Annotated in this window: 22 protein-coding genes; 7 read left to right on the forward strand and 15 right to left on the reverse strand. The window is 63.1% G+C overall.

Annotation, left to right across the window (positions count from 1 at the left end):
• Window positions 1–1,004: 1,004 nt before the first annotated feature.
• Window positions 1,005–1,865, reverse strand: a complete 861-nt coding sequence (locus tag ACQR1W_RS06570; RefSeq protein WP_434850034.1) for an NlpC/P60 family protein — start codon at window positions 1,863–1,865, stop codon at window positions 1,005–1,007.
• The gene (locus ACQR1W_RS06575) at window positions 1,858–3,240 is read right to left on the reverse strand and encodes a leucyl aminopeptidase family protein (protein WP_434850035.1); all 1,383 of its coding nucleotides are present in this window, start codon (window positions 3,238–3,240) and stop codon (window positions 1,858–1,860) included. The genes ACQR1W_RS06570 and ACQR1W_RS06575 overlap by 8 nt, the downstream gene beginning before the upstream one ends.
• Before the next feature lie 177 nt (window positions 3,241–3,417).
• On the opposite strand from ACQR1W_RS06575, the gene ACQR1W_RS06580 reads away from it, so the two are divergent.
• Together ACQR1W_RS06580 and ACQR1W_RS06585 are read left to right on the forward strand one after the other, a co-directional pair.
• Window positions 3,418–3,621, forward strand: a complete 204-nt coding sequence (locus ACQR1W_RS06580; RefSeq protein ID WP_008970196.1) for a hypothetical protein — start codon at window positions 3,418–3,420, stop codon at window positions 3,619–3,621.
• Between the two features lie 158 nt (window positions 3,622–3,779).
• Complete coding sequence (locus ACQR1W_RS06585; RefSeq protein WP_434850036.1) at window positions 3,780–4,589, forward strand: tetratricopeptide repeat protein; 810 nt, start codon at window positions 3,780–3,782, stop codon at window positions 4,587–4,589.
• Between the two features lie 28 nt (window positions 4,590–4,617).
• Here ACQR1W_RS06585 and ACQR1W_RS06590 read toward each other — a convergent pair whose 3' ends face one another.
• The 10 genes from ACQR1W_RS06590 to ACQR1W_RS06635 all read right to left on the reverse strand — a co-directional run bounded on the left by ACQR1W_RS06590 (window position 4,618) and on the right by ACQR1W_RS06635 (window position 13,687).
• Window positions 4,618–5,592 carry a type II secretion system F family protein gene (locus ACQR1W_RS06590; RefSeq protein WP_008970193.1) on the reverse strand — a complete coding sequence of 325 codons (975 nt, stop codon included), beginning with the start codon at window positions 5,590–5,592 and terminating at the stop codon, window positions 4,618–4,620.
• Window positions 5,593–5,601: 9 nt separating this feature from the next.
• A complete protein-coding gene (locus ACQR1W_RS06595; RefSeq protein ID WP_008970192.1) occupies window positions 5,602–6,579 on the reverse strand; it encodes a type II secretion system F family protein in 978 nt (325 codons plus the stop codon).
• A gap of 11 nt (window positions 6,580–6,590) precedes the next feature.
• Window positions 6,591–8,066 carry a CpaF family protein gene (locus tag ACQR1W_RS06600; protein ID WP_008970191.1) on the reverse strand — a complete coding sequence of 492 codons (1,476 nt, stop codon included), beginning with the start codon at window positions 8,064–8,066 and terminating at the stop codon, window positions 6,591–6,593.
• A gap of 25 nt (window positions 8,067–8,091) precedes the next feature.
• Entirely contained in the window at window positions 8,092–9,360 is a 1,269-nt protein-coding gene (locus ACQR1W_RS06605) for an AAA family ATPase (RefSeq protein ID WP_434850037.1), read from the reverse strand.
• A complete protein-coding gene (locus tag ACQR1W_RS06610; RefSeq protein WP_008970188.1) occupies window positions 9,357–10,097 on the reverse strand; it encodes a CpaD family pilus assembly protein in 741 nt (246 codons plus the stop codon). The genes ACQR1W_RS06605 and ACQR1W_RS06610 overlap by 4 nt, the downstream gene beginning before the upstream one ends.
• 23 nt (window positions 10,098–10,120) lie before the next feature.
• Window positions 10,121–11,599, reverse strand: a complete 1,479-nt coding sequence (locus ACQR1W_RS06615; RefSeq protein ID WP_008970187.1) for a type II and III secretion system protein family protein — start codon at window positions 11,597–11,599, stop codon at window positions 10,121–10,123.
• 17 nt (window positions 11,600–11,616) lie between these two features.
• The gene (gene cpaB / locus ACQR1W_RS06620; RefSeq protein WP_434850038.1) at window positions 11,617–12,411 is read right to left on the reverse strand and encodes a Flp pilus assembly protein CpaB; all 795 of its coding nucleotides are present in this window, start codon (window positions 12,409–12,411) and stop codon (window positions 11,617–11,619) included.
• A gap of 259 nt (window positions 12,412–12,670) precedes the next feature.
• Complete coding sequence (locus ACQR1W_RS06625) at window positions 12,671–13,195, reverse strand: A24 family peptidase (protein ID WP_434850039.1); 525 nt, start codon at window positions 13,193–13,195, stop codon at window positions 12,671–12,673.
• Between the two features lie 113 nt (window positions 13,196–13,308).
• Entirely contained in the window at window positions 13,309–13,443 is a 135-nt protein-coding gene (locus ACQR1W_RS06630) for a hypothetical protein (protein ID WP_008970184.1), read from the reverse strand.
• 79 nt (window positions 13,444–13,522) lie between these two features.
• Window positions 13,523–13,687 carry a Flp family type IVb pilin gene (locus tag ACQR1W_RS06635; protein ID WP_008970183.1) on the reverse strand — a complete coding sequence of 55 codons (165 nt, stop codon included), beginning with the start codon at window positions 13,685–13,687 and terminating at the stop codon, window positions 13,523–13,525.
• Window positions 13,688–14,148: 461 nt separating this feature from the next.
• Between ACQR1W_RS06635 and ACQR1W_RS06640 the strand changes: the two genes are divergently transcribed.
• From ACQR1W_RS06640 to ACQR1W_RS06655, 4 genes are all read left to right on the forward strand, one after another.
• Complete coding sequence (locus ACQR1W_RS06640; RefSeq protein ID WP_434850040.1) at window positions 14,149–14,976, forward strand: sterol desaturase family protein; 828 nt, start codon at window positions 14,149–14,151, stop codon at window positions 14,974–14,976.
• A gap of 153 nt (window positions 14,977–15,129) precedes the next feature.
• Entirely contained in the window at window positions 15,130–15,636 is a 507-nt protein-coding gene (locus tag ACQR1W_RS06645) for a pilus assembly protein N-terminal domain-containing protein (RefSeq protein WP_008970180.1), read from the forward strand.
• 245 nt (window positions 15,637–15,881) lie between these two features.
• Window positions 15,882–16,430, forward strand: a complete 549-nt coding sequence (locus ACQR1W_RS06650) for a TadE/TadG family type IV pilus assembly protein (protein WP_434850041.1) — start codon at window positions 15,882–15,884, stop codon at window positions 16,428–16,430.
• A gap of 34 nt (window positions 16,431–16,464) precedes the next feature.
• Window positions 16,465–17,037 carry a TadE/TadG family type IV pilus assembly protein gene (locus ACQR1W_RS06655; protein WP_434850042.1) on the forward strand — a complete coding sequence of 191 codons (573 nt, stop codon included), beginning with the start codon at window positions 16,465–16,467 and terminating at the stop codon, window positions 17,035–17,037.
• Between the two features lie 143 nt (window positions 17,038–17,180).
• Here ACQR1W_RS06655 and ACQR1W_RS06660 read toward each other — a convergent pair whose 3' ends face one another.
• From ACQR1W_RS06660 to ACQR1W_RS06670, 3 genes are all read right to left on the reverse strand, one after another.
• On the reverse strand, window positions 17,181–17,393 hold the full coding sequence (locus ACQR1W_RS06660) for a cold-shock protein (protein ID WP_006612155.1): 213 nt from the start codon (window positions 17,391–17,393) through the stop codon (window positions 17,181–17,183).
• Window positions 17,394–17,686: 293 nt separating this feature from the next.
• A complete protein-coding gene (gene infA, locus ACQR1W_RS06665) occupies window positions 17,687–17,977 on the reverse strand; it encodes a translation initiation factor IF-1 (RefSeq protein WP_008970176.1) in 291 nt (96 codons plus the stop codon).
• 24 nt (window positions 17,978–18,001) lie between these two features.
• Entirely contained in the window at window positions 18,002–19,516 is a 1,515-nt protein-coding gene (locus ACQR1W_RS06670; RefSeq protein ID WP_434850043.1) for a DEAD/DEAH box helicase, read from the reverse strand.
• A 506-nt stretch (window positions 19,517–20,022) separates the two neighbouring features.
• Between ACQR1W_RS06670 and urtA the strand changes: the two genes are divergently transcribed.
• Window positions 20,023–21,345, forward strand: a complete 1,323-nt coding sequence (gene urtA, locus ACQR1W_RS06675; protein ID WP_008970172.1) for an urea ABC transporter substrate-binding protein — start codon at window positions 20,023–20,025, stop codon at window positions 21,343–21,345.
• The last annotated feature ends 40 nt before the right edge of the window (window positions 21,346–21,385 follow it).

Below are 21,385 nucleotides of genomic sequence, written 5' to 3' on the forward strand. Positions count from 1 at the left end.
GGCGGCCGGGCCGCTGTCCAAATCGGGCAAAAAGAGGTCTCGACGTGCTCACGTTGCGGCGATCAATCCGGAGCTACGCGTTCCAAACCTCATGCGCCATGTTGACCTGGCGGCGCGTGCCATGCGCGACAGCCAGCCTGCTCCCGCTGAACGCGTGCCTATCCAAAGGCCGCGCGGTCGAGGCGCCTATGCCCCGGTCTCAAATGAGTCTGCTCGAGTGATTTGCCCGGCGGGCACGATTTGCGAAACCTTGTCCAGTCCTGCCGTGAAAAATATTTCGATTTCTTATTTTCAGAAATCGTGCATACTCCACGTCGTCCTGCCTCACGAGAGGGGCGTACGCGTCGTCACGGACGTCGGGTGCGGGATGCGATGGCCGTGACGGTTGCGCTGGACGAGCGCAGGCCGGCGCGGACGGCGAAGTCGTGTGGTCCTGGCATCCCGGTGCTGATGTCTGCGCGATGCGCCTTGGCGTATCGTCGCTACGGGGGCAAACAAGCCGGTCCCCGAGGAGATCACGTATAAGCCGTAAAGCCATTGCGCAGGGAAGGCCGGATGTTCGGCTCGTACCTGTGGTTCTGCCGCGTGCTTTCTTGCTGCACGCGGACCATGGGTGCGGTCGGCACCCGGCCTTCCCTGCGCCCTCCATTTGTTTCGAGGGCCGATCAAGTCGCAAAGCTCGGGCGGATCACGTCGCGAGATCGCGGATGCTCGGGCGAGATGCTGTTTGATAGGTGAGTAGGATTGATGCTGCATCCGACACCGCACGCTTGCGGCATTCGCTGCTACCAGCCATTCCGGGGCGCCGCGGCAAAATAGCGAAGCTATTTTGCACTGAACGGCGAACCCGGAATTCATCTCGCCGCGGGATGGATGCCAAATGGATTCCGGGCTCGCCGCTACGCGGCGCCCCGGAATGACGATGGAGAGATTTCTCTCGCGTTTGTGCGGACCGCGGACCCGTTGGCTCGCAATGACGGTCGTGCTTGGTAATTGCCGCGGAGTCACGCCGCTGAGGAGAGACAGGAAGGCCGCTTGATCGCCGTGATCCCACCACCGCTTGCCGCGATGCGCGCGATCGCCTCGGCCGTCGCCTCGATTGCGGTGGCCATATGAAACGCATTGGCGTGCACGATCGTCGCGGCATCGCGCACGATCGCGACATGACCTCTCCAGAAGATCAGGTCGCCGCGCTGGAGCGATTTGGTGTCGGAGTCATCGAGCGGCCGTCCGAGCGCGGCCTGCTGCATGTCGCTGTCGCGCGGGCACTCCATGCCGGCCGTGTTCATCGAGATCTGCACCAGGCCCGAGCAATCAATGCCGAGACTGCTCTTGCCGCCCCACTGATAGGGCGTACCGACGAAGCGCTCGGCGACCGCGACATAGTCGGGCTCGACGGTGCCGAGTGGAACGACATGCTGTTTTGGCACGAACCAGCCTTCGGAGGTCACGACGAAGCTGTCGTCCTCACGGGTGACCATGATTTGCGACCCGAGCACCAGGGTCTCAATCGGCGGGAGTTTGATGGATGGCCCCGGAAACGCAAATGTGCGCAATGCGGCGATCTGGTGCGTGGTGTTGGAAAGCTTGGCGAGCGCAGCCTCCGGAATCCATCCGACGTAACCATCGGCTTCGAGCTGGCCCCAGGCCCAGCCCTCACCGTTGCGGTCATAGATTGTGACCCGTTCGCCCTTGAGCACCTGCGTCATCTGCTCTGCGCCGGCAAGCGGCTGTGCGCGCAGCGGTGCGATCGCGTCACGCACTTCGAACGTGTCGCCGTCGACGAAACGCGCGGCGTCAACCTTGCCTTCGAGGAATTTCGCGGCGATGTCGCCGCGGGCCGGCGTGAGACGCGGATCAGCCATAGCGCTCGCTCAACAATTTGTAGAGCGCGCGGGCGCCCTGGCACTCGCCGCCTTCGGGCCGCCCGGGCTTGGAAGATGGCGTCCAGGCATAGATGTCGAGATGCAGCCAGCTCTTGGCTTGCGCGACGAAGCGCTGCAGGAACAGCGCGCAGGTGATCGAGCCGGCAAAGCCGTTCGACGGCGCGTTGTTGAGGGTCGCGACCTTGGAGTCGAGCCAGGTATCATACGGCGCCCACAGCGGCATCCGCCACAGCGGATCGTTCTCCGCCGCCGCGCAGCGCGCGACATCCGCCGCGAGCGCCTCGTCCTGGGTGTAGAACGGCGGCAGCTCGGGCCCCAGCGCAACGCGCGCGGCGCCGGTCAGGGTGCCCATGTCGATCAGAAGATCAGGCGTCTCCTCATCGGCATAGGCCAGCGCGTCGGCGAGGATCAGGCGCCCCTCCGCATCGGTGTTGCCGATCTCGACCGTGATGCCCTTGCGCGAGGCGAAGACGTCGAGCGGACGGAAGGCGCAGCCGGAGACGGCGTTCTCGACTGCGGGGATCAGCACCCGCAGCCGTACCTTCAACTTCGCATCCATCACCATTTGCGCCAGTGCCAGCACGTTGGCGGCGCCGCCCATGTCCTTTTTCATCAGCAGCATGCCGCTCGAGGTCTTCAGGTCCAGCCCGCCGGAATCGAAGCTGACACCCTTGCCGACCAACGTGACCTTCGGATGGGCCGGATCGCCCCAGAGGAGCTCGATCAGCCGCGGCGCGCGGGTCGAGGCCATGCCGACGGCGTGGATCAGGGGAAAGTTCTGCTGCACCAGCTCATCGCCGACGATGCAGCTGAAACTCGCGCCATGGCGTTCGGCCAGCTGCTGCGCTGCCAGCGCAAGCTCCACCGGGCCCATGTCGTTGGAGGGCGTATTGACGAGGTCGCGGGCAAGCGTGGCCGCGTCGGCGACGCGTGCAAGCTCGGCGGCATCCAATCCATCGGGCAAGGCGAGCCGGACGTCGGGCGCATCCGCCTTGCGGTAACGGGTGAAGCGATAGCTGCCGAGCGCCAAGGCGAGCGCAGCCAGCCGCGCGTCATGCGGATTGTTGGCGAAGCGATAGGTGCCCGTGGGCAGAACGCCCGCAAGCGCTCCCGGCCGGAACAAATCCTTGTGTTTGGCGGTCTCGTCCTCGAGCCCGAACAGCACCTGTGCGATGTGGCCGTCGGGCGCGGGGAGGATCAGGCAGGCGCCGGGCTTGGCGGCAAAGCCGTTGGCGGTCGCGAACCGGCGGGCTTCATCGGTCAGACCGTCGCGGATCGCAGGCCAGGTCGATGTGGTCGCGAAGGTGATCGGAATGGCCGATGAAGCGGCGGCGGTTTCGAAGATCGATGGCATGCTGGTCCCTCGAGGCGGGGCGGTTTGAACGCAGATGTCGCAGAGTCTGGCTGCCACTGCAATCCGAGCTTCTCAAGGCGGCCGGCGGCCGCCCTCGATATGCTAGGTTCCGGAGCAAGAGGATGTGCCGCCACGCCCAGCTCCGGTGGAGGCGGTCAATAGCCAGGGAGGGATTTCATGGAGACGCTCATCGAGGTCGTGAGCTATCTGGGGCGGGGGATCGAGGCCGTGCTGGGCTATCTCGAAACGCACCATTGGATCTTCGGCCTCGCGGCGCTGGGCTACATTTTCTATCTCCACGACCGTGCCATTCACGCCCGCTTCGATGCGCTCGAAAAGCGCATCGACGAGGTCAGGAAACGACTGGCGATCGACTATTAGGGGCGCCCGTTCAGGAGGGGGCGTCGATGATCCTGGACACCCCATCGGAAGTGCTGCTGGGGCCGGCACGGCAAGAATGGCCGCGTTAACCCGCCGTTAGCGTTAACAGTTTATTGCTGGCGCGGTCGGTTCCCCGTTGGTTTTCACGTCCGAGTGACATGCGTCAGCAGCCTTCCATGCCCCGGCTTCTCGCCTCAGCGGCCTTGACCGCTCTCCTTGCCGCCGGGCTCGGCGGCTGCCAGACCATGTCCGACATCACGGGATCGTTGGGCGCGAGGACCAGCGCCCAGCCGCCGCCACCGGCCACGCCGCAGCAGGCGGTCGAGGTCTATGGCGATCGTTATCGCGCCAACCCCAAGGACGCCAATGCCGCGATCGCCTATGGGCAGGCGCTGCGCAACAATGGCCAGCGGGAGCAGGCCGTCGCCGTGCTCGAACAGGCGACGCTTGCCAATCCCGGCAACAAGGCCGCGCTTGCCGCCTATGGACGGGCGCTGGCCGACAACGGCAATTTCAAGCTTGCCTTCGACGTGCTGTCCCGCGCGCACTCGCCGGACAATCCGGATTGGAAGCTGTTGTCCGTGCAGGGCACTGTGCTGGACCAGATGGGACGCCACGACGAGGCGCGTCGCTACTATGATAGCGCGCTCAAGATCATGCCTGGCGAACCCTCGGTGCTGTCCAACCTCGGGCTCTCATACATGCTGTCGAAGGACCTGCCCAAGGCCGAGGAGGTGCTGCGCCAGGCCTATGCGTCGCAACAAGCGGATGCGCGCGTCCGGCAGAACCTGGCGCTGGTCGTCGGCTTGCAGGGCCGCTTCAGCGAGGCCGAGCAGATCGCCAGGGCCGACCTTCCGCCCGACGAGGCGGCGGCCAATGTCGCCTATCTGAAGCAGATGCTGCAGGGCAAAGGCAAGCCGCAGACCGGCCGCAGCGCTCCGATGGCCTCGCTCGATCAGCCGGAATGACCGCGGCGCATTCGGCCGCGGCCGAGGCTTACTGCATCGCCGCGACCTTGATGCCGGTCGGCCCGAGAATGACGACGAACAGGACCGGCAGGAAGAACAGGATCATCGGCACGGTCAGTTTCGGCGGCAGCGCGGCAGCCTTTTTCTCGGCCTCGTTCATGCGCATGTCGCGGTTTTCCTGAGCCATCACGCGCAAGGATTGGCCGAGCGGCGTGCCGTAGCGCTCCGACTGCTGCAGCGCCAGGCAGACCGACTTCACGCCCTCGAGCCCGGTGCGCCGGGCGAGATTCTCATAGGCCACCTTGCGGTCCTGCAGATAGGACAGTTCGGCGGTCGTCAGCGTGAACTCCTCCGAGAGCGCGATCGACTGGCTGGCGATCTCGGTCGACACCTTGCGGAACGCAGCCTCGATCGACATGCCGGATTCGATGCAGATCAACAGCAGGTCGAGCGCATCGGGGAAGGCGCGCTTGATCGAGAGCTGGCGCTTGGAGATCGCGTTCTTCAGGAACAGCATCGGCGCCTGCAGGCCGAGATAGGCCATGCCGACGCAGATGCCGATCTTGACCGGCAGCGACTTTTGCATGTGGGCGATGACGAAGACGTAGAGCACGGCGCCGACAAACAGCACGATCGGGGTGACCGCGCGGGCGAACAGGAAGGTCACGTAAGGGGCCTGGCCGCGATAGCCGGCCATCACGAGCTTCTCGCGCGCCGACTCCTGCGCCAGCCATTTGGTGAGATTGAAGTCCTCGACCACCTTGGAAACGAGCTGCTTCGGCGTCTGGCGTAGCGTGACCTTCTCGCCGGCGTTCATCCGCTCGCGCTCACGCTGACGGATGCGCTCACGCTCGCTGGCGACCGCCTTCATGCGCTTGTTCAGGTTTTCGCCGGCGAACAGCGGCGTGATCAGCGTGTACACGGTCGCGCTCGCTGCGATCGCAGCGAACAGCATGGTCATGAAGTGCGGGTCATGAAGCTTGGTAACGAGGAGATCGACCATGGCGCGCCTTTAAAAGTCGAAGTTGATCATTTTCTTCATGACCATGATGCCCATTGACATCCAGATCACGCAGCCGACCAGCATCAATTGACCGGTCGGGTGGGTCCACAACAGCGAGATGTAGTCGGGGGTACTCAGGTAGACGAGCAGCATCACGATCGGTGGCAGCGAGCCGATGATGCCGGCGGAAGCCTTGGCTTCCATCGACATCGCCTGGATCTTCTCGGCCATTTTCTTGCGGTCACGCAGCACCTTGGAGAGATTGCCGAGCGCCTCGGACAGGTTGCCGCCCGACTTCTGCTGGATCGCGATGACGATGCCGAAGAAATTTGCTTCCGGCAGCGGCATCCGCTCATAGAGCCGCGCGCAGGCTTCCCCAAGCGGCATTCCGATCGCCTGCGTCTCGATGATCGCCAGGAACTCGCCGCGCAGCGGCTCCGGCGAGTCTGCTGCGACCACCTTGATCGATTCGAACAGCGGCAGGCCGGCCTTGATGCCGCGCACGATCACGTCGACTGCGTCGGGCAGCGCGGCCAGGAATTTCTTCTCACGCCGCTTCTTCAGAAAGCTCAAGGCCCAGCGCGGCAGCCCGAACCCCGCGGCGAAGCCGAGGCCGAGCGCCCCGAGCAGGCCGCCGCCGGCGAAGAAAGCAATTGCGCAGGTGATGAGGCCGAGGACGCCGGAGATGATCCAGAATTTCTGCACGGTCCAGTCGAGCCCGGCCTGCGAGATGCGCATGCTCAGCGGGACCTTGCTCTCTCTTTGTGCGCGTGCCTCGAGGTCCTTCAGCGACGATTCGACCTGTTCACGGCGTGAGCGCTGGGTTCGCTCGGCCTGCCGGACCACGACCGGCTCCTGCTTGGCCACCGAACTGCGGCGCGCTTCGGCTTTCCGTTCGCCCGAAAGGATCGGATAAAGGAACACCCAGGCAATGCCACCAATCGCGGTGGCGGCCAGAAAAGCGAGGGCGAGAACCTGGATCTTCATGGCAGTCCTTCTCAGGTCTTGGCGGCGACTTCGGCGGCGTCCAACGCCGCGGCGAGACGCTTTTCCTCGCCGTAGTAGCGGGCGCGTTCCCAGAACCGCGGCCGCCCGATGCCGGTCGAGCGATGCCGGCCGATGATCTTGCCGTTCGCATCCTCACCGACCATGTCGTACAGGAAGACGTCCTGGGTGATGATGGTGTCGCCTTCCATGCCCATCACCTCGGTGATGTGCGTGATGCGGCGCGAGCCGTCGCGCAGGCGCGCGGCCTGGATGATCACGTCGATCGAGGCGCAGATCATCTCGCGAATGGTGCGCGAGGGAAGCGAGAAGCCACCCATGGTGATCATGGATTCGCAGCGCGACAGCGCCTCGCGCGGATTGTTGGCGTGCAACGTGCCCATCGAGCCGTCATGGCCGGTGTTCATCGCCTGCAGGAGGTCGAAGGCTTCGGGGCCGCGGACCTCGCCGACGATGATGCGTTCTGGGCGCATACGCAGGCAGTTTCGGACCAGTTCGCGCATCGTGACCTGGCCTTCGCCCTCGATATTGGGCGGCCGGGTTTCCAGCCGGACAACGTGAGGCTGCTGCAACTGCAGCTCGGCGGCGTCCTCGCAGGTGATGACGCGTTCGTCGTGGTCGATGTAGTTGGTCAGACAGTTCAGCAGGGTGGTCTTGCCCGAACCGGTACCGCCGGAGATCAGAACGTTGCAGCGGCAGCGGCCGATGATCTGCAGGATCTCGGCGCCCTCCGGCGTGATCGCGCCGAACTTGACGAGCTGATCGAGCGTCAGCTTGTCCTTCTTGAACTTACGAATGGTGAGCGCGGGACCGTCGATTGCCAGCGGCGGGACGATGGCGTTGACGCGGGAGCCGTCAGCCAGACGAGCGTCGCAGATCGGCGATGATTCATCGACGCGCCGGCCGACCTGGCTGACGATGCGCTGGCAGATGTTGAGCAGCTGCTGGTTGTCGCGGAAGCGGATGCCGGTGCGCTGGATCTTGCCGGCGACCTCGATAAAGACCGTGCCGGCGCCGTTGACCATGATGTCGGCGATGTCGTCGCGCGCCAGCAGTGGCTCGAGCGGGCCATAGCCGAGCACGTCATTGCAGATGTCGTCGAGCAGCTCTTCCTGCTCGGCGATCGACATCACGATGTTCTTGATCGCGATGATCTCATTGACGATGTCGCGGATTTCTTCGCGTGCCGACTCGCCGTCGAGCTTTGCGAGTTGCGCGAGATCGATGGCCTCGATCAACGCACCGAAGATGGTAGCCTTGACCTGATAGTAGTTATCGGAACGCCGGGTTTCGACCACCGGCGGAGGAGGCGGCGGCTGTCTTACGGGTGCCAGCGGCGGCGATGAGACCGTCGGCGCCGCCAGTGTGCGCGGCGCCACGCTTGCTGGCGCCGGAGCAGGTTCCGGCGCGGGCGCGGCAGGCCTGATGGCCCGGGTGTCACTGTCTAATCCGCTACGCTTACCAAACACGACTCAGTACTCCACGCGGGGACGCTTATTTCGCCCTCAATTTTTCGATCAAGGGTGACAGGAAGGAGCCTTTCGGCTTCTTGGTCTCGCTGCGACCGGTGAGGCGCTGCGCGATCTGCAGAAACATCTCGGTGGTCCGGTGATTGGCGGCGATTTCCGCGATCATCTGGCCATTGTTGGCCGCAGCTCCAAAGATCTGCGGCTCGAACGGAATGGTGACGACCGGCGGGCTTTCGATCGCCTTGGCAAATTCGCCGGCGTTGATTTCGGGCCGCTTCGGCACCCCGACCTGGTTCAGGCAGTAGAGCGGCATGCGGTCGTTCGGCCGTGCCGCTTTCAACAGATCGAAGATGTTCTTGGTGTTGCGCAAGGATGCGAGATCGGGCGCCGCGACGATCAGGATGTCGTCAGCGCCGACCAGCGCGCGCTTGGTCCAGCCGGACCATTGATGCGGGATGTCGAGCACGATGCAGGGCATCGTCGCACGCAAGGTGTCGAAGATTGCGTCGAATGCTTCGGTGCCGAAATCATAGACGCGATCGAGCGTTGCCGGGGCGGCGAGCAGGCTCAGATGGTCGGTGCATTTCGACAGCAGGCGGTCCATGAAGGCAATGTCGATGCGGTCGGGAGAGAACACCGCATCCGCGATCCCCTGCGGAGGGTCCTGATTGTAGTCAAGACCCGCGGTGCCGAAGGCCAGGTCGAGATCGGCCACGACGGAATCCATCGCAAGATCACGTGCGATTGCCCAGGCGACGTTGTGCGCGATGGTCGAGGCGCCGACGCCTCCCTTGGCGCCGACGACGGCAACGATGCGGCCGACCGCCTTGGCTTCGGGGGCCGAGAACAGGTTGCAGATCGAGCGGACCACGTCGAGCGGGGTGACCGGGGCGAGCACATAATCGCTGACGCCGCGTCGGACCAGCTCCCGGTACAGCGCAACGTCGTTGATGCGACCGATGACCACGACGCGGGTGCCGGGGTCGCAGACGGTTGCGAGTTGATCGAGGCCAGCGAGGATGTCCGACCTGCTGTCCGTCTCCAGCACGATCACGTTCGGGGTCGGCGCCGAGCGATAGGCCTCGGCGGCGGCGGCCATGCCGCCCATCTGGATCTTGATATGCGCCTTGCCGAGGCGACGGTCCTCGCCCGCCGCCTGGATCGTGGCGGCGGTCTCGACCGTCTCGCAGAAGGCCTGCACCGACACGCGCGGTGCAGGCGCGATGTGATCGTCGGCCGGTGGCGGCACGACGTCAGGCTGCTCCTCGGTGGTCTGTCGGGCGTAGCTGATCATTTTCCTGTATCGCTCAGTTTGGCCTTGTCGGCATCGGGGTAGGTGATCGCGGTTGCCGTTCCCTTACGATATTTCTCGAACAGCGCGGTGCGCCGCGCGGTATAGGGCGGTGTCTCGGACCGCGGCTGGACCAGATCGGCGGGATTGTCGACCATCGCCGCCAGGTTCCGCTGATTGGCGCAGCCGAAATTGTAGTAGGAACGGTTTTCGAAATAGCTCTTGTTCTTGATCGATGGACCAATATCCTCCGGCCAGACGCCGCAGGGGCCGGCCGTGGCGGACAACCGCGGGTAGCTCAGTCGGATCGCTGCAAGCAGGCGCGGATCCTTCGGGTGATAGTTGCGGACGGTGACGGCATGCGGCGGCACGCCGGCAGCAGCGAGCAGCGACTGGATCTCGCGCATCGAATCGGCCGCAGCGCGCGCATTCGGCGTCTGGACCGGAACATCGGCGCTGATCGCGCCGGTGCCTTCGTGAAGCCAGACCTGCGCAAGCCCCATGACATCGGCGCGCTGCTCCGCCGTCAGGCCGCCGCGGCCCTCGCCGACGAAAACGACCATGGATTCGTTGGCTTCCTGGACCGCAATCGGATGGCGCAGGCGATAATCCTCAGGAATGCTCGCGGTCGTGATCGCGTCATTGGTATGGTTGCAGGCCCCCAACATGAGGGCGGTACCGGCAAGCGCAGCCGATATCCGCAGACGCCGGGTGCGAGCGAGGGAAGTTTTCTCGGTCATCGGTGCAAATCCTCGTCCCACGCTCAGTCCGTGATGAAGCCATAAGTGCCGCGGTAGCCGCGTCCGGTCTCGGCCCGGCCGCCCGGTACCCCGTAGATGCGGTTGATATTGCCGAGCAGATCGGCCTGCGGATCGGATACGGCGGCAAAGCCGTCATCGGGCCGCGACAGATCCTTCTGGGCCACTGCGCGAACGACGTAGGGCGTGACGATCACCATCAGCTCGGTTTGATTGTTGACATAGTCGCGGCTGCGGAACAGCGCGCCCAATACCGGCAGTTGCATCAAGCCGGGCATTCCGTTGATGGCCTGCTTGGTCTGGTCCTGGATCAGGCCGGCCATGGCCATCGCACCACCGGAGGGAATTTCCAGGCTGGTTTCGGCGCGGCGGGTTTTGATCGCGGGAACGGTCAGCGAATTGGTGACCGAGGAGCTGACCGCCTGCGACAGGGTGATCGAATTCTCGTTCGACAATTCCGAGACTTCCGTCATGACCCGCAGCGAAATCCGCCCCTCGCTCAGCACGATCGGGGTGAAGTTGAGCGAGATACCGAACTTCTTGAAGCTGATCTGGGTGGTACAGACATGGGTCGTCGGGTCGCACGAATAGCCGGCCGGCACCGGGAATTCGCCGCCAGCGATGAAGGTCGCGGACTCGCCGGAGAGCGCCGTCAGATTGGGCTCGGCCAGCGTCCGGATCACGCCCGCACTTTCCATGGCACGCAACGTGGCCTGCACCGATGGCGTGGAGCCGAACGCGGCGCTGACCGCGTTGCTCGAGACAAGGTTGCTGCCGCTGGCGGTGAACGGGTTGGAGTTGTTGAACTTCACCACCGAGGTGCCATAGTTGAGCTGCCCGGACAGGTCGATTCCGAGCTGCTTGACGATGGAGCGCGAGACTTCGGCGACCGTGACCTTGAGCATGACCTGATCGCGGCCGCGCACCGCGATCGAGTTGACCACCTTGTCGGAGCCGCCGGCAAGTCGTGCAGCGAGATCACCGGCCTGCTGTGCCTCGATCTGGCTTGCGGCCGTGCCGCTCAGCACGATGCTGTCGGCGAGGCCTTCGACCTGGATGTCCGCGTTGGGCAGCAGCTGTTTCAACGCAGCGCGCATGCCGTTCAGGTCGCGCTTGACGGCGATGTCATAGGCCGCGATCTGCTGACCGGAGGCGTCGAAGAAGATGATGTTGGTCTGCCCGACAGTGGCGCCGATGATGTAGGCGCGCTGGGCGGACCGCACCACGGCGTTGGCGATCTTGGGATCGGCGACCAGCACGTCCTTGATGTCGCGCGGCAGGTCGATCACGATGGATTTGCCGACACCGAGCGACAGGAAGCGCGCATTCATCTGGCCGTCGGCGGCCGCCGGCGCTGCCGGACGATAATCGGCGGCGATTGCCGGCGCGAACGCCGGGTTCAGGCTGAGCGCAGCGGCGGCGGACAACGACAGCGCGCGAACCATCCAGGTCCGCCTGAGCCGCTGATTTTCGCTGCTTGTCATAGTGGTAGTCCTCTTGATCACTTCTGCGTCGTCATGGTGCTGGGAACGCCGTAGCGAACGACGGCAATGTTCCCGCTGCTCGTGCGTGCCTCATCGGTCTTGTTCTCGGCGACATTGACATCTGCCATCGAGCGCAGCGCCAGCGACAGCGTGCCGGTCTGGCGCGCGGCCATCAGAGTCGAAGTCTGATCAGGTCGCAGCTCCAGCGTAACCGTCTTGCCGACCACCGTCGTCTGTCCCTCTTTTTCCTTGGGCGCCTGATCGATCGCGAGCACGCGGATATTCGCCAGGATGATCTCGGAGGTGGTGATGTCGGGTTGCTCGGGATGGTCCGGATTTTTCGTGCGGCGCGTCAGCAGCACGTCGACGCGATCGTTCGGGAGGATGAAGCCGCCGGCGCCAGTCTCCGGCGAAATCTCGGTGGAGACGGCGCGCATGCCGCTCGGCAGGATCGCCGCCATGAAGCCGGACCCGTCCGCCTTGACCAGCTTCTGCTCGCGGATCGGCTCGCCGGCAATGAACGGGGCGCGCGCGATCGAGCCGGTCAGCTGGTTGGTCGCATCGGGACGATCGTTGCGGCGGATGAAGCTGCTGCTTGCGGTCGCCGACGGCCAGCTCTGCCATTGCAGATCCTCAGGCTTGATCGTCTGGCCGAGGCCGATCTCCGATTTGGCGATGAGAACGTCGACCGTCTGGAGCTGCACGACGGGAGCCGCCGGGGCCGGTCTATCGTCCGATCCGCTCGCAAGATAGGCGGCCACGCCGCCGGCACCCACAGCGATGGTCAGGACCATAATGCGTGCGGTATTCATACGCTTCACTTTCCACATGACGCTGCGACGCTAGTGAAGCCAGATCCAACGTTCGAACGTCGAGTCCAAAGCTTCGCCAGCACCTAAGCCGTTAGCTGGCATTTCGTAGGCGCCAACATTCGCGCAAATTCCTCCAGGAGGAGGCGAATGTCAGCTGCGAAACACCAGCGCCGCCGTGATGGGAGTTGAGCAGTTATTCGTCAAAGCATGGTTAATGAGGCGTATCTAAATCGCCTTAACACCGCGTTGCTACGGCGTTTCAGTGTGCGACGAAATGCGCGAGGTCGACGGCCTTCACCCAATCCGTGTCCGGATAGATCATCAACGCCCCCAGCGCGAGCGCGATGCCGTAGGGAATGCCGGTCTCTTTGGCGTGCAGCCGTGCCAGCCAGGGCTGTCCAGCCAGCACGTAAGGCAGCGGCCATTGCCGGAACTGCAGCAAGGCGAGCGTCAGCATGCCGCCGAACAGTGAGGCGTAGAGCAGGTAGTTCAATAGGTGGCCGAAGCCGAACCACAGCGCCGCCGCGGATGCGACCTTGGCGTCGCCGCCGCCGATCCAGCCGCAGGCGAAGCAGCCGAACGCGATCACGAGCAGCGTGGTCCCCGCCGCAAGGTGCAGCAGCAGGTCATAGGTCCCCATGCCGCTCAAGACTGCGAGCACGGCAAATCCAATCGCCAGCGCCAGCGAGACCCGGTTCGAGATGGTCATGGTGAAGAGATCGCTCGCGGCTGCGAACGCCATCAGGGCCGGAAACAGCAGAAGGCGGGCAAGGTCGAGAATCATGGCTCAGGACGTGGTTCGGCCGGCGCGAACGAGCGCCAAGTCAACGTCTAGCGCCAAGAGATGAACGATCGGAAAACGGCCAGTCGCAGGTCTTGGCCCTGACCGATGAGGGGTCACCATGTGCTCGCGATCCGCAGGGCGAGCGCAATGATCGCCAGCCCGAGCGCAAGACACACCCAGCGCAGCGGCGCGTCGGGCTCCGCAAGCGACTTTTTCGTCGCTCTCGCAGTCGCAGTCGATTCAAACATCCCGCGGTCCGCCGAAATACGTGGAAACAATAAAGGCCCCGGGTCGCCGGGGCCTTCGTTGCTCGGTCGTGGCGACCGCTTACTTAAGCGAGGTGTTGATCGAGCTGAACTTGCTGCTCAGGCTCGAGCCGAGGCCGTTCACCGCAGCAATGATCGCGAGCGAGATGCCGGCGGCGATCAGGCCGTATTCGATCGCGGTCGCGCCGGACTCATCCTTCACGAAACGAGCAAGAAGATTCTTCATAAGGTAGCTCCATGTACACGTGGCTGTCGAACTAATCTGGTCGTTCCGGCGTTCTCAGCACCGTGACCATGCGGCCACCCTAGGTGCCGACAATTTCGGCGTAGTTAATTCGATCGCGCAAACACGGCGACAAGTGGCTGTTGTTGCGCAGAGTAAATTTACGATGAAGACATTGCGAAAAATCTGAGACGACCGACTCCGGATCGCCTCGCTCAACAACAGCCCTGCCCGAGCAATATAAAGCCTTGATCCGATGCTCGCAGCACATGCGGCGCTGCCGGAAGGAAGCAGCGTACGCTACGCAATATCAAAGGCATGCTTCTCCTGTCCTGCGGAGGTTCACCGCTCCTTAAGCGCGGAGGAGTACGCCTCACTGTGTCCCGGCTCTGACATTCAGTTTGCTACAACCTCATCGAGACCATCAGAGTCGACGGACACCAGCCGTACTGCGAGGTGACTTAATGTCCAGCCTGCCCATGGAAGTGGTCGTGATGCTCGGCGAGACGATCGAGAAGGTCTTGCCGATCACGATTGTGCTCGCCGCCGTCTTTTCCGTGCTCAGCCATTTCTGGGCGTGCAACCCCGCCGAGCCCTGGTGGCGCAAGCGCGAACTCACCACCGACATTGTCTATTGGTTCTTTGTGCCGGTATTCGCGCGCGTGCTGCGGATCGGTCTCCTCGTGCTGGGCGCCGGCGTCATTTTCAAGATCCACGATGCGGATGAGCTGATCGCATTTTACGAGAATGGCCACGGTCCGCTGGCGCAGCTGCCGCTCTGGCTGCAGGGCCTGCTGTTTCTCGTGCTCTCCGATTTCATGCTGTATTGGTCGCACCGACTGTTTCACGGCGGCGAGTTCTGGAAATACCACGCCGTTCACCACTCCTCCGAAGAGATCGAGTGGATTTCGGCGGCACGCTTCCACCCGGTCAACCTAATCCTCGGCACCATCGCCGCCGACGTCATCCTGCTGATGGCTGGCATTTCGCCGAATGTGATGATCTGGGTCGGTCCGTTCACGACCTTCCATTCGGCCTTCGTGCACGCAAACCTGAATTGGACGCTCGGGCCGTTCAGATACGTTCTGGCCACGCCGGTCTTCCACCGCTGGCATCACACGCCGATCGACGACGGCGGCAATACCAATTTCGCCGGCACTTTTCCGATTTGGGACATCCTGTTCGGCACCTTCCGCATGCCCGAGGGCAGGATTCCGGACAACTATGGCAAGGACGAAGCCGAGATGCCCGGCGAGATCGTTGGTCAGCTTGCGTTTCCGTTCCGGCACTAGCCGAAGCAGGCAGGAAGAATGCCGTGCAGCGTCGCGGGCAAAATGCGGCGGCGTTTGCAGATCGTTCACCAATTGCGGGCAGATTCTCAGGCGTCGGGCGCCGTCACCGCTGCGTATCGCTTGAGACGGCTTGTTAGTGTCCCGGGGTCGAGAATGTCGTTCAGTCTGTTGCGTCGCCTTGCCTGTTTCTCGTTTGGACTGCATTCGCTTGCGAGCGTGGCCGCGCTTTGGCCGACCGCTACGCTGGCGGAGCCGGCACCCAGCGCCATCGCGGTCAATGTCGACCAGGCCAAGCTGGTCAAGCTCCCCGACCGGGTTGCGACGATCGTGGTCGGCAATCCGCTGATCGCCGATGTCACCCTGCAGAACGGTGGTGTCCTTATCGTCACCGGCAAAGGTTATGGCGCGACCAATTTCATCGCGATGGATCGTAGCGGCCAGATCCTGGTCGATCGGCAGATCCAGGTCGCCGGCCCGACCGATCAACTCGTGACGGTGTATCGCGGCGTCAGCCGCGAGACCTATAGCTGTATGCCGATCTGCCAGCGGCGGGTCACGCTGGGTGACGGCGAGGCCTACTTCAAGTCGGTCATGGACCAGGCAAGCTCCCTGTCCGGTCAGGCCAGCAGCAGCGCCTCAGCCGGCTCCAAGACCAACTGATCGGCTGCTAGTCCCGCCGATCTGAAGCCGGTGGCGCTCCAGTGGAAAAAGATTTCCTCGGGCAATTCGGGTCGAACCGGGCGCGGCGAGGCGGCGCCAAACGGATGCGGCCGCGGCGGCGCGAAGGTAAGGTTAGCATCGACTTAATCGAACCCGCCGCTTGATTTCCACCATGGGAAACATTTCGCCAAGAAGTTTGGGCTACTTCTTCGGCCAGACGGTAGCTTCCCACCCCGGATCAGCTGATGGTTTCCCCGATATCCTGGAGCGCCTCGCTCCGCAGGCTGTTACGCCGTTTTCGGCGGAGCGGTCGGGCTTCTGCTGCGGTCGAGTTCGCGCTGGTCGCGCCGATCTTCTTTGCGCTCCTGTTTGCAGTCATCGAGACGGCGCTTGTGTTCTTCGCGGGTCAGGTGCTGGAGACGGTCACGCAGGATTCCGCGCGTATGATTCTCACCGGACAGGCGCAGCAGGCGGCTTACACCCAGCAGCAGTTTGCGAACTATGTCTGCGGTCAGAGCGAGGTGTCGGTGCTGTTCGACTGCAGCAAGATCTATATCGATGTTCAGAGTTATTCGTCGTTTTCGAGCGTCACGATCAATAGTCAGATCGACAACGGCGGCAACTTCATCAACAACATGCAATACAGTCCCGGCGGCGCCGGTGATATCGTGGTCGTCCGGCTGTTCTATCAATGGCCGATCTACGTGACCGGCTTCGGCTACAACATCACCAACCTGTCGGGAAGCAAGCGGCTGCTGGTCGCGACCGCGGCGTTCAAGAACGAGCCGTACTGACGATGTCGGCGAGGGGCGTGCAATGATGTCTGCCATGCGATTGGAGACGGCGCTCAGCGGCCGCCTAAGGCGTCTCGCGTGCGATCTCGCGGCGGACTGCCGCGGCATTGCTGCGACCGAGTTCGCCTTCATCGTGCCGCTCATGCTGGTGATGTTCTTCGGCACCGTGGAGTTCTGTTCGGCGATCGCGGTCCAGCGCAAGGTCACTTTGATGGCGCGGACCATGTCCGACCTGACCTCGCAATCGACATCGGTCGGCGATTCCGATTTCACCAACTTCTTCGCGGCATCGAGCGGGATCATGTATCCCTACGCGACGTCGCCGTTGAACTCGACCATCACCGAGCTCTATGTCGATCCGAAAACGATGCAGGCCACCGTGAAATGGAGCAAGGGGTCGGCGCCACGGGCGACCGGCACGCCTGTCGGCATTCCCCCGGCCCTTCTGGTGAGCGGCACCTATCTGATCTTCAGCGAAGTCAACTACCAATATGTGCCGACGATCGGTTACGTCATGGCCAAGACCGGCGTGAATTTGAGCGACGTGGCCTACACGCGGCCGCGGCAGTCCACCTGCGTCTACCTCGCGCCGGCGACGGGCTGCTGATGCATGATCCGGAAAGTGCGTAGCGGTTTTCGCTCGTAAAAGGCCGCACGCAATAAACGCACGCAATAAAAAAGGCCGCCTGAGAGCGGCCTTTCGTTTGAGTTGCACGTGCGATCCTGTGAGATCGCCGGCTGCGCTGCCGTTCAGTTGGCAGCGCGGAGATTGTCGGCCGACGACTTGCCCGAACGGCGATCCGCCACGATCTCGTAGGAGATCTTCTGGCCTTCGCGCAGCGTGCCGAGGCCGGCGCGCTCGACGGCGCTGATGTGCACGAACACGTCGTTGCCGCCATCGTCCGGCTGAATGAAGCCGTAGCCCTTGGTTGCGTTAAACCACTTCACGGTTCCCATGCTCACGGGGGTAGTCCCTTCTCAGATATCAAATGTCGTAACCCAGGTTCCTGGGCTGGTTAGATCGAATTTTTGGAAGGGTCGTCAGCGTCTGAACCGGCTATACCGGTAATAGCTAATGTCGTCCGGCCGAAAATCGATTGCCCGATATATTATGGGAATTAGGCTTCCAAAACAATCCTGAGCTGCGCAAGCGCGCACGATTTTTTAACGCGCCGCCGGGGCGGCGCGCCCCTGCGACACGGTCCTGTCATGCGGAATCGCGTCATACCAGGGGCGGGGACATGCCCCGCCCAAGTCTAACGGCGGCGGAACTGTCCGCCACGCTGCGCCCCGCCGCGCGGGGGAGCGCCGGATGAACTGGGGCGCTCGTCCTTGTGGCGGAAAATCAGGCGCCCTTTCTCCAGATCATAGGGCGACATTTCGACCGTCACGCGATCGCCGGCCAGCGTCTTGATGCGATTCTTTTTCATCTTGCCGGCGGTGTAGGCAACGATTTCGTGCCCAGCATCGAGCTGCACGCGATAGCGCGCGTCGGGAAGGATTTCGGTGACCAGCCCTTCGAACTGGATCAGCTCTTCCTTAGCCATGTGTCTCTCCAGATCGATAGACGTCTAGTTTGGCCGTTGGTTGCGGTTCGGGTTCGTATTGCGTCTGTGTTCGGGCCTGCCGGCGCGTTGCAAAAACGCAACGCCTTGAATCGCTCCGGCCTTGCCGCCGCCTTGCGACGGCCGGTTGGATTCCTGACGATTGCTGGGCAGAGAGTTCATCATAGCATTGGATCGCCTGCGGCGGCGAGGCCCTTTCGTGCTCTTGATCCCATCATTTGCGGGCGCCCCGTAGGCCGGACGCGCACCGGCGGACTGGCCGCCGTTGCCGTGCGACCGCTTGCCATGGGCGCCGTGAGGAGCCGGTTTACGGCCGCCTTCGGCGCGGTGGCCGGAACGGTCCGGCCGATGATGATGATCGGCTGCCGGCGCTGCGTCGCGCGCGCCCCCCGGCGTGCGGCGGTCCTCGCGCGGCACGGCGATCTTGATCAGCCGTTCGATGTCGCGGAGGTAGCCAAGTTCCTCGGCACCCGCGACCAGCGAGATGGCGACGCCCTCGGCGCCCGCGCGCGCGGTACGGCCGATGCGATGGACATAGGTTTCCGGTACGTTGGGCAGATCGAAATTCACGACATGGCTGACACCGTCGACATCAATGCCGCGGGCTGCGATGTCGGTCGCGACCAGGGTGCGGATCTCGCCGGAGCGGAACGCGGCCAGGGTGCGCTCACGATGGTTCTGCGACTTGTTGCCGTGGATTGCCTGAGCCGGAATGCCCGCCTTTTCGAGACCCCTTACGACCTTGTCGGCGCCGTGCTTGGTACGGGTGAACACCAGCGCGCGGTCGACCGGCTCCTCCTTGAGGAGTTGGGTCAGCATGGCGCTCTTGGCCGTATGATCGACCTGGATCGCCCGCTGGCTGATCCGCTCGGCCGTGGAGGAGACCGGCGTGACGGCGACCCGGGCCGGGTCGCGCAACATCGCGTCGGCAAGTTCCGCGATATCTTTCGGCATCGTCGCCGAGAAGAACAGGGTCTGGCGCTTGAGCGGCAGCTTGGCGACGATCTTCCGGATGTCGTTGATGAAGCCCATGTCGAGCATGCGGTCTGCTTCATCCAGCACCAGAAACTCGACACTGGTGAGCTTGAGGGCGTTGCCCTGGATCAGGTCGAGCAGCCGGCCCGGGGTGGCGACCAGCACCTCGACGCCGGGCATGATGGCGCGGACTTGGCGGCCCATGGGCACGCCGCCGATGGCGAGCGCGGAACTCAGCCGGATATGCCGGCCGTAAGCATGGAAGCTGTCGAGGATCTGTCCGGACAGTTCGCGGGTCGGGCTCAGCACCAGAACCCGGGCGGTCTTGGGTTGCGGCTTGGTGCGGTTCTGCAGCAGCCGGTGCAGGATCGGCAGCGCGAAGGATGCGGTCTTGCCGGTTCCCGTTTGCGCAATCCCGATGACGTCGCGACCTTCGAGCGCGAGTGGAATGGTTTGAGCCTGGATCGGGGTGGGGGTCTGGTAGTTCTCATCCTTGAGCGCGCGCTGAAGCGCGTCGGCAAGGCCAAAATCCTGAAAGGATGTCAAAAGAGGGTCTTTCCATAAAGAGGACGACGCCCGTGCCGGCACATGGCCCAACGCGGGTGGGTGATCGATGAAGACACCCGCGTGTTGGGAGCGCCTGTTGTGTTGGCTGAAAATGGCAAGCCAGAAGCTCCGAGCGAGCTTAAGAACACGCGGCTTGCGACGACCGGCCGATTCGCCTGATCGGTCAGACATATGGAACACCCTGGCGGCAGTTTCAAGGCCGCTCAGCTGCGATTGGCAGGATTGTGGTATTGGGTTGCTTTAAAATTAATCATTTGAAACGGACTGCATAAAGATTGGCCGAATTGCTATCGAATTGAACAGTTCGGTTGCTCAAGCTGCAGGCAAGCTAGTGCGGCGTTGTGGCGCGATCCGGCTAATTTCAATCGTTATTTCAAAATCTTACCCGCTGCAATGGGCATGGCATACTTCTTGCGATTCCTGCCGCGCAGGCCCGCGGCCGTTTCGGTCGGCGAAGTACGTCTGCGTCAGGGAGACAAGACCTCATGCTTACTCAATTCACTCAGGAATTAGCGGCGCCGTTCAGCCGCCGCCGCTGGCTGGCGGCTGCCGCCGGCCTGGCGCTCGGCCTTGCCGGCTTCAGCTCGGCCAAAGCTGCCGACGACACCATTAAGATCGGCGTTCTTCATTCGCTTTCCGGCACCATGGCCATCAGCGAGACCACGCTGAAGGATACGATCTTGTTCCTGATCGACGAACAGAACAAGAAGGGCGGCGTGCTCGGCAAGAAGCTCGAAGCCGTCGTCGTCGACCCCGCGTCGAACTGGCCGCTGTTTGCCGAAAAGGCGCGCGAACTGATCACCAAGGACAAGGTCGCGGTCGTGTTCGGCTGCTGGACCTCGGTGTCGCGCAAATCGGTGCTGCCGGTGTTCAAGGAGCTCAACAGCATCCTGTTCTACCCCGTCCAGTATGAGGGCGAGGAGAGCGAGCGCAACGTGTTCTACACCGGGGCGGCGCCGAACCAGCAGGCGATCCCGGCGGTCGATTACCTGATGAAGGAAGAGAAGGTGAAGCGCTGGGTCCTGGCGGGCACCGACTACGTCTATCCGCGCACCACCAACAAGATCCTGGAGGCCTACCTGAAGTCCAAGGGCGTGGCTCAGGAAGACATCATGATCAACTACACGCCGTTTGGTCACTCCGACTGGCAGACGATCGTGGCCGACATCAAGAAGTTCGGCTCGGCCGGCAAGAAGACTGCCGTGGTCTCGACCATCAACGGCGACGCCAACGTTCCATTCTACAAGGAGCTCGGCAACCAGGGCATCAAGGCGAAGGATATTCCGGTCGTTGCGTTCTCGGTGGGTGAGGAAGAGCTCGCCGGCATCGACACCAAGCCGCTGGTCGGGCATCTCGCTGCCTGGAATTACTTCGAGTCGATCAAGACGCCGGCGAACGAGAAGTTCATCAAGGATTGGCAGGCCTACACCAAGAACCCGAAGCGCACCACCAACGACCCGATGGAAGCCCACGTGATCGGCTTCAACATGTGGGTTAAGGCGGTCGAGAAGGTGAAGTCGACCGATGCGGACAAGGTGATCGATGCGCTTCCGGGCACCGAAGCGCCGAACCTGACCGGTGGCATCTCGAAGATGCTGCCGAACCACCACATCACCAAGCCGGTGTTCATCGGCGAGATCAAGGGCGATGGCCAGTTCAGCGTGGTCTACAAGACCAAGGACCTCGTGCCGGGCGACGCCTGGTCGAAGGAGCTGGAAGGCTCCAAGGACCTGATCGGCGACTGGGTCGGCAAGAAGTGCGGCAACTACAACGTCAAGACCAACAAGTGCCTGGGTTCGGGCACCTGATCAGGATCTGACGTCGTCAGCATGATTGGAGAGGGCGGGA

Source organism: Bradyrhizobium sp. HKCCYLS1011, from assembly GCF_051167795.1.
Lineage (GTDB): Bacteria > Pseudomonadota > Alphaproteobacteria > Rhizobiales > Xanthobacteraceae > Bradyrhizobium.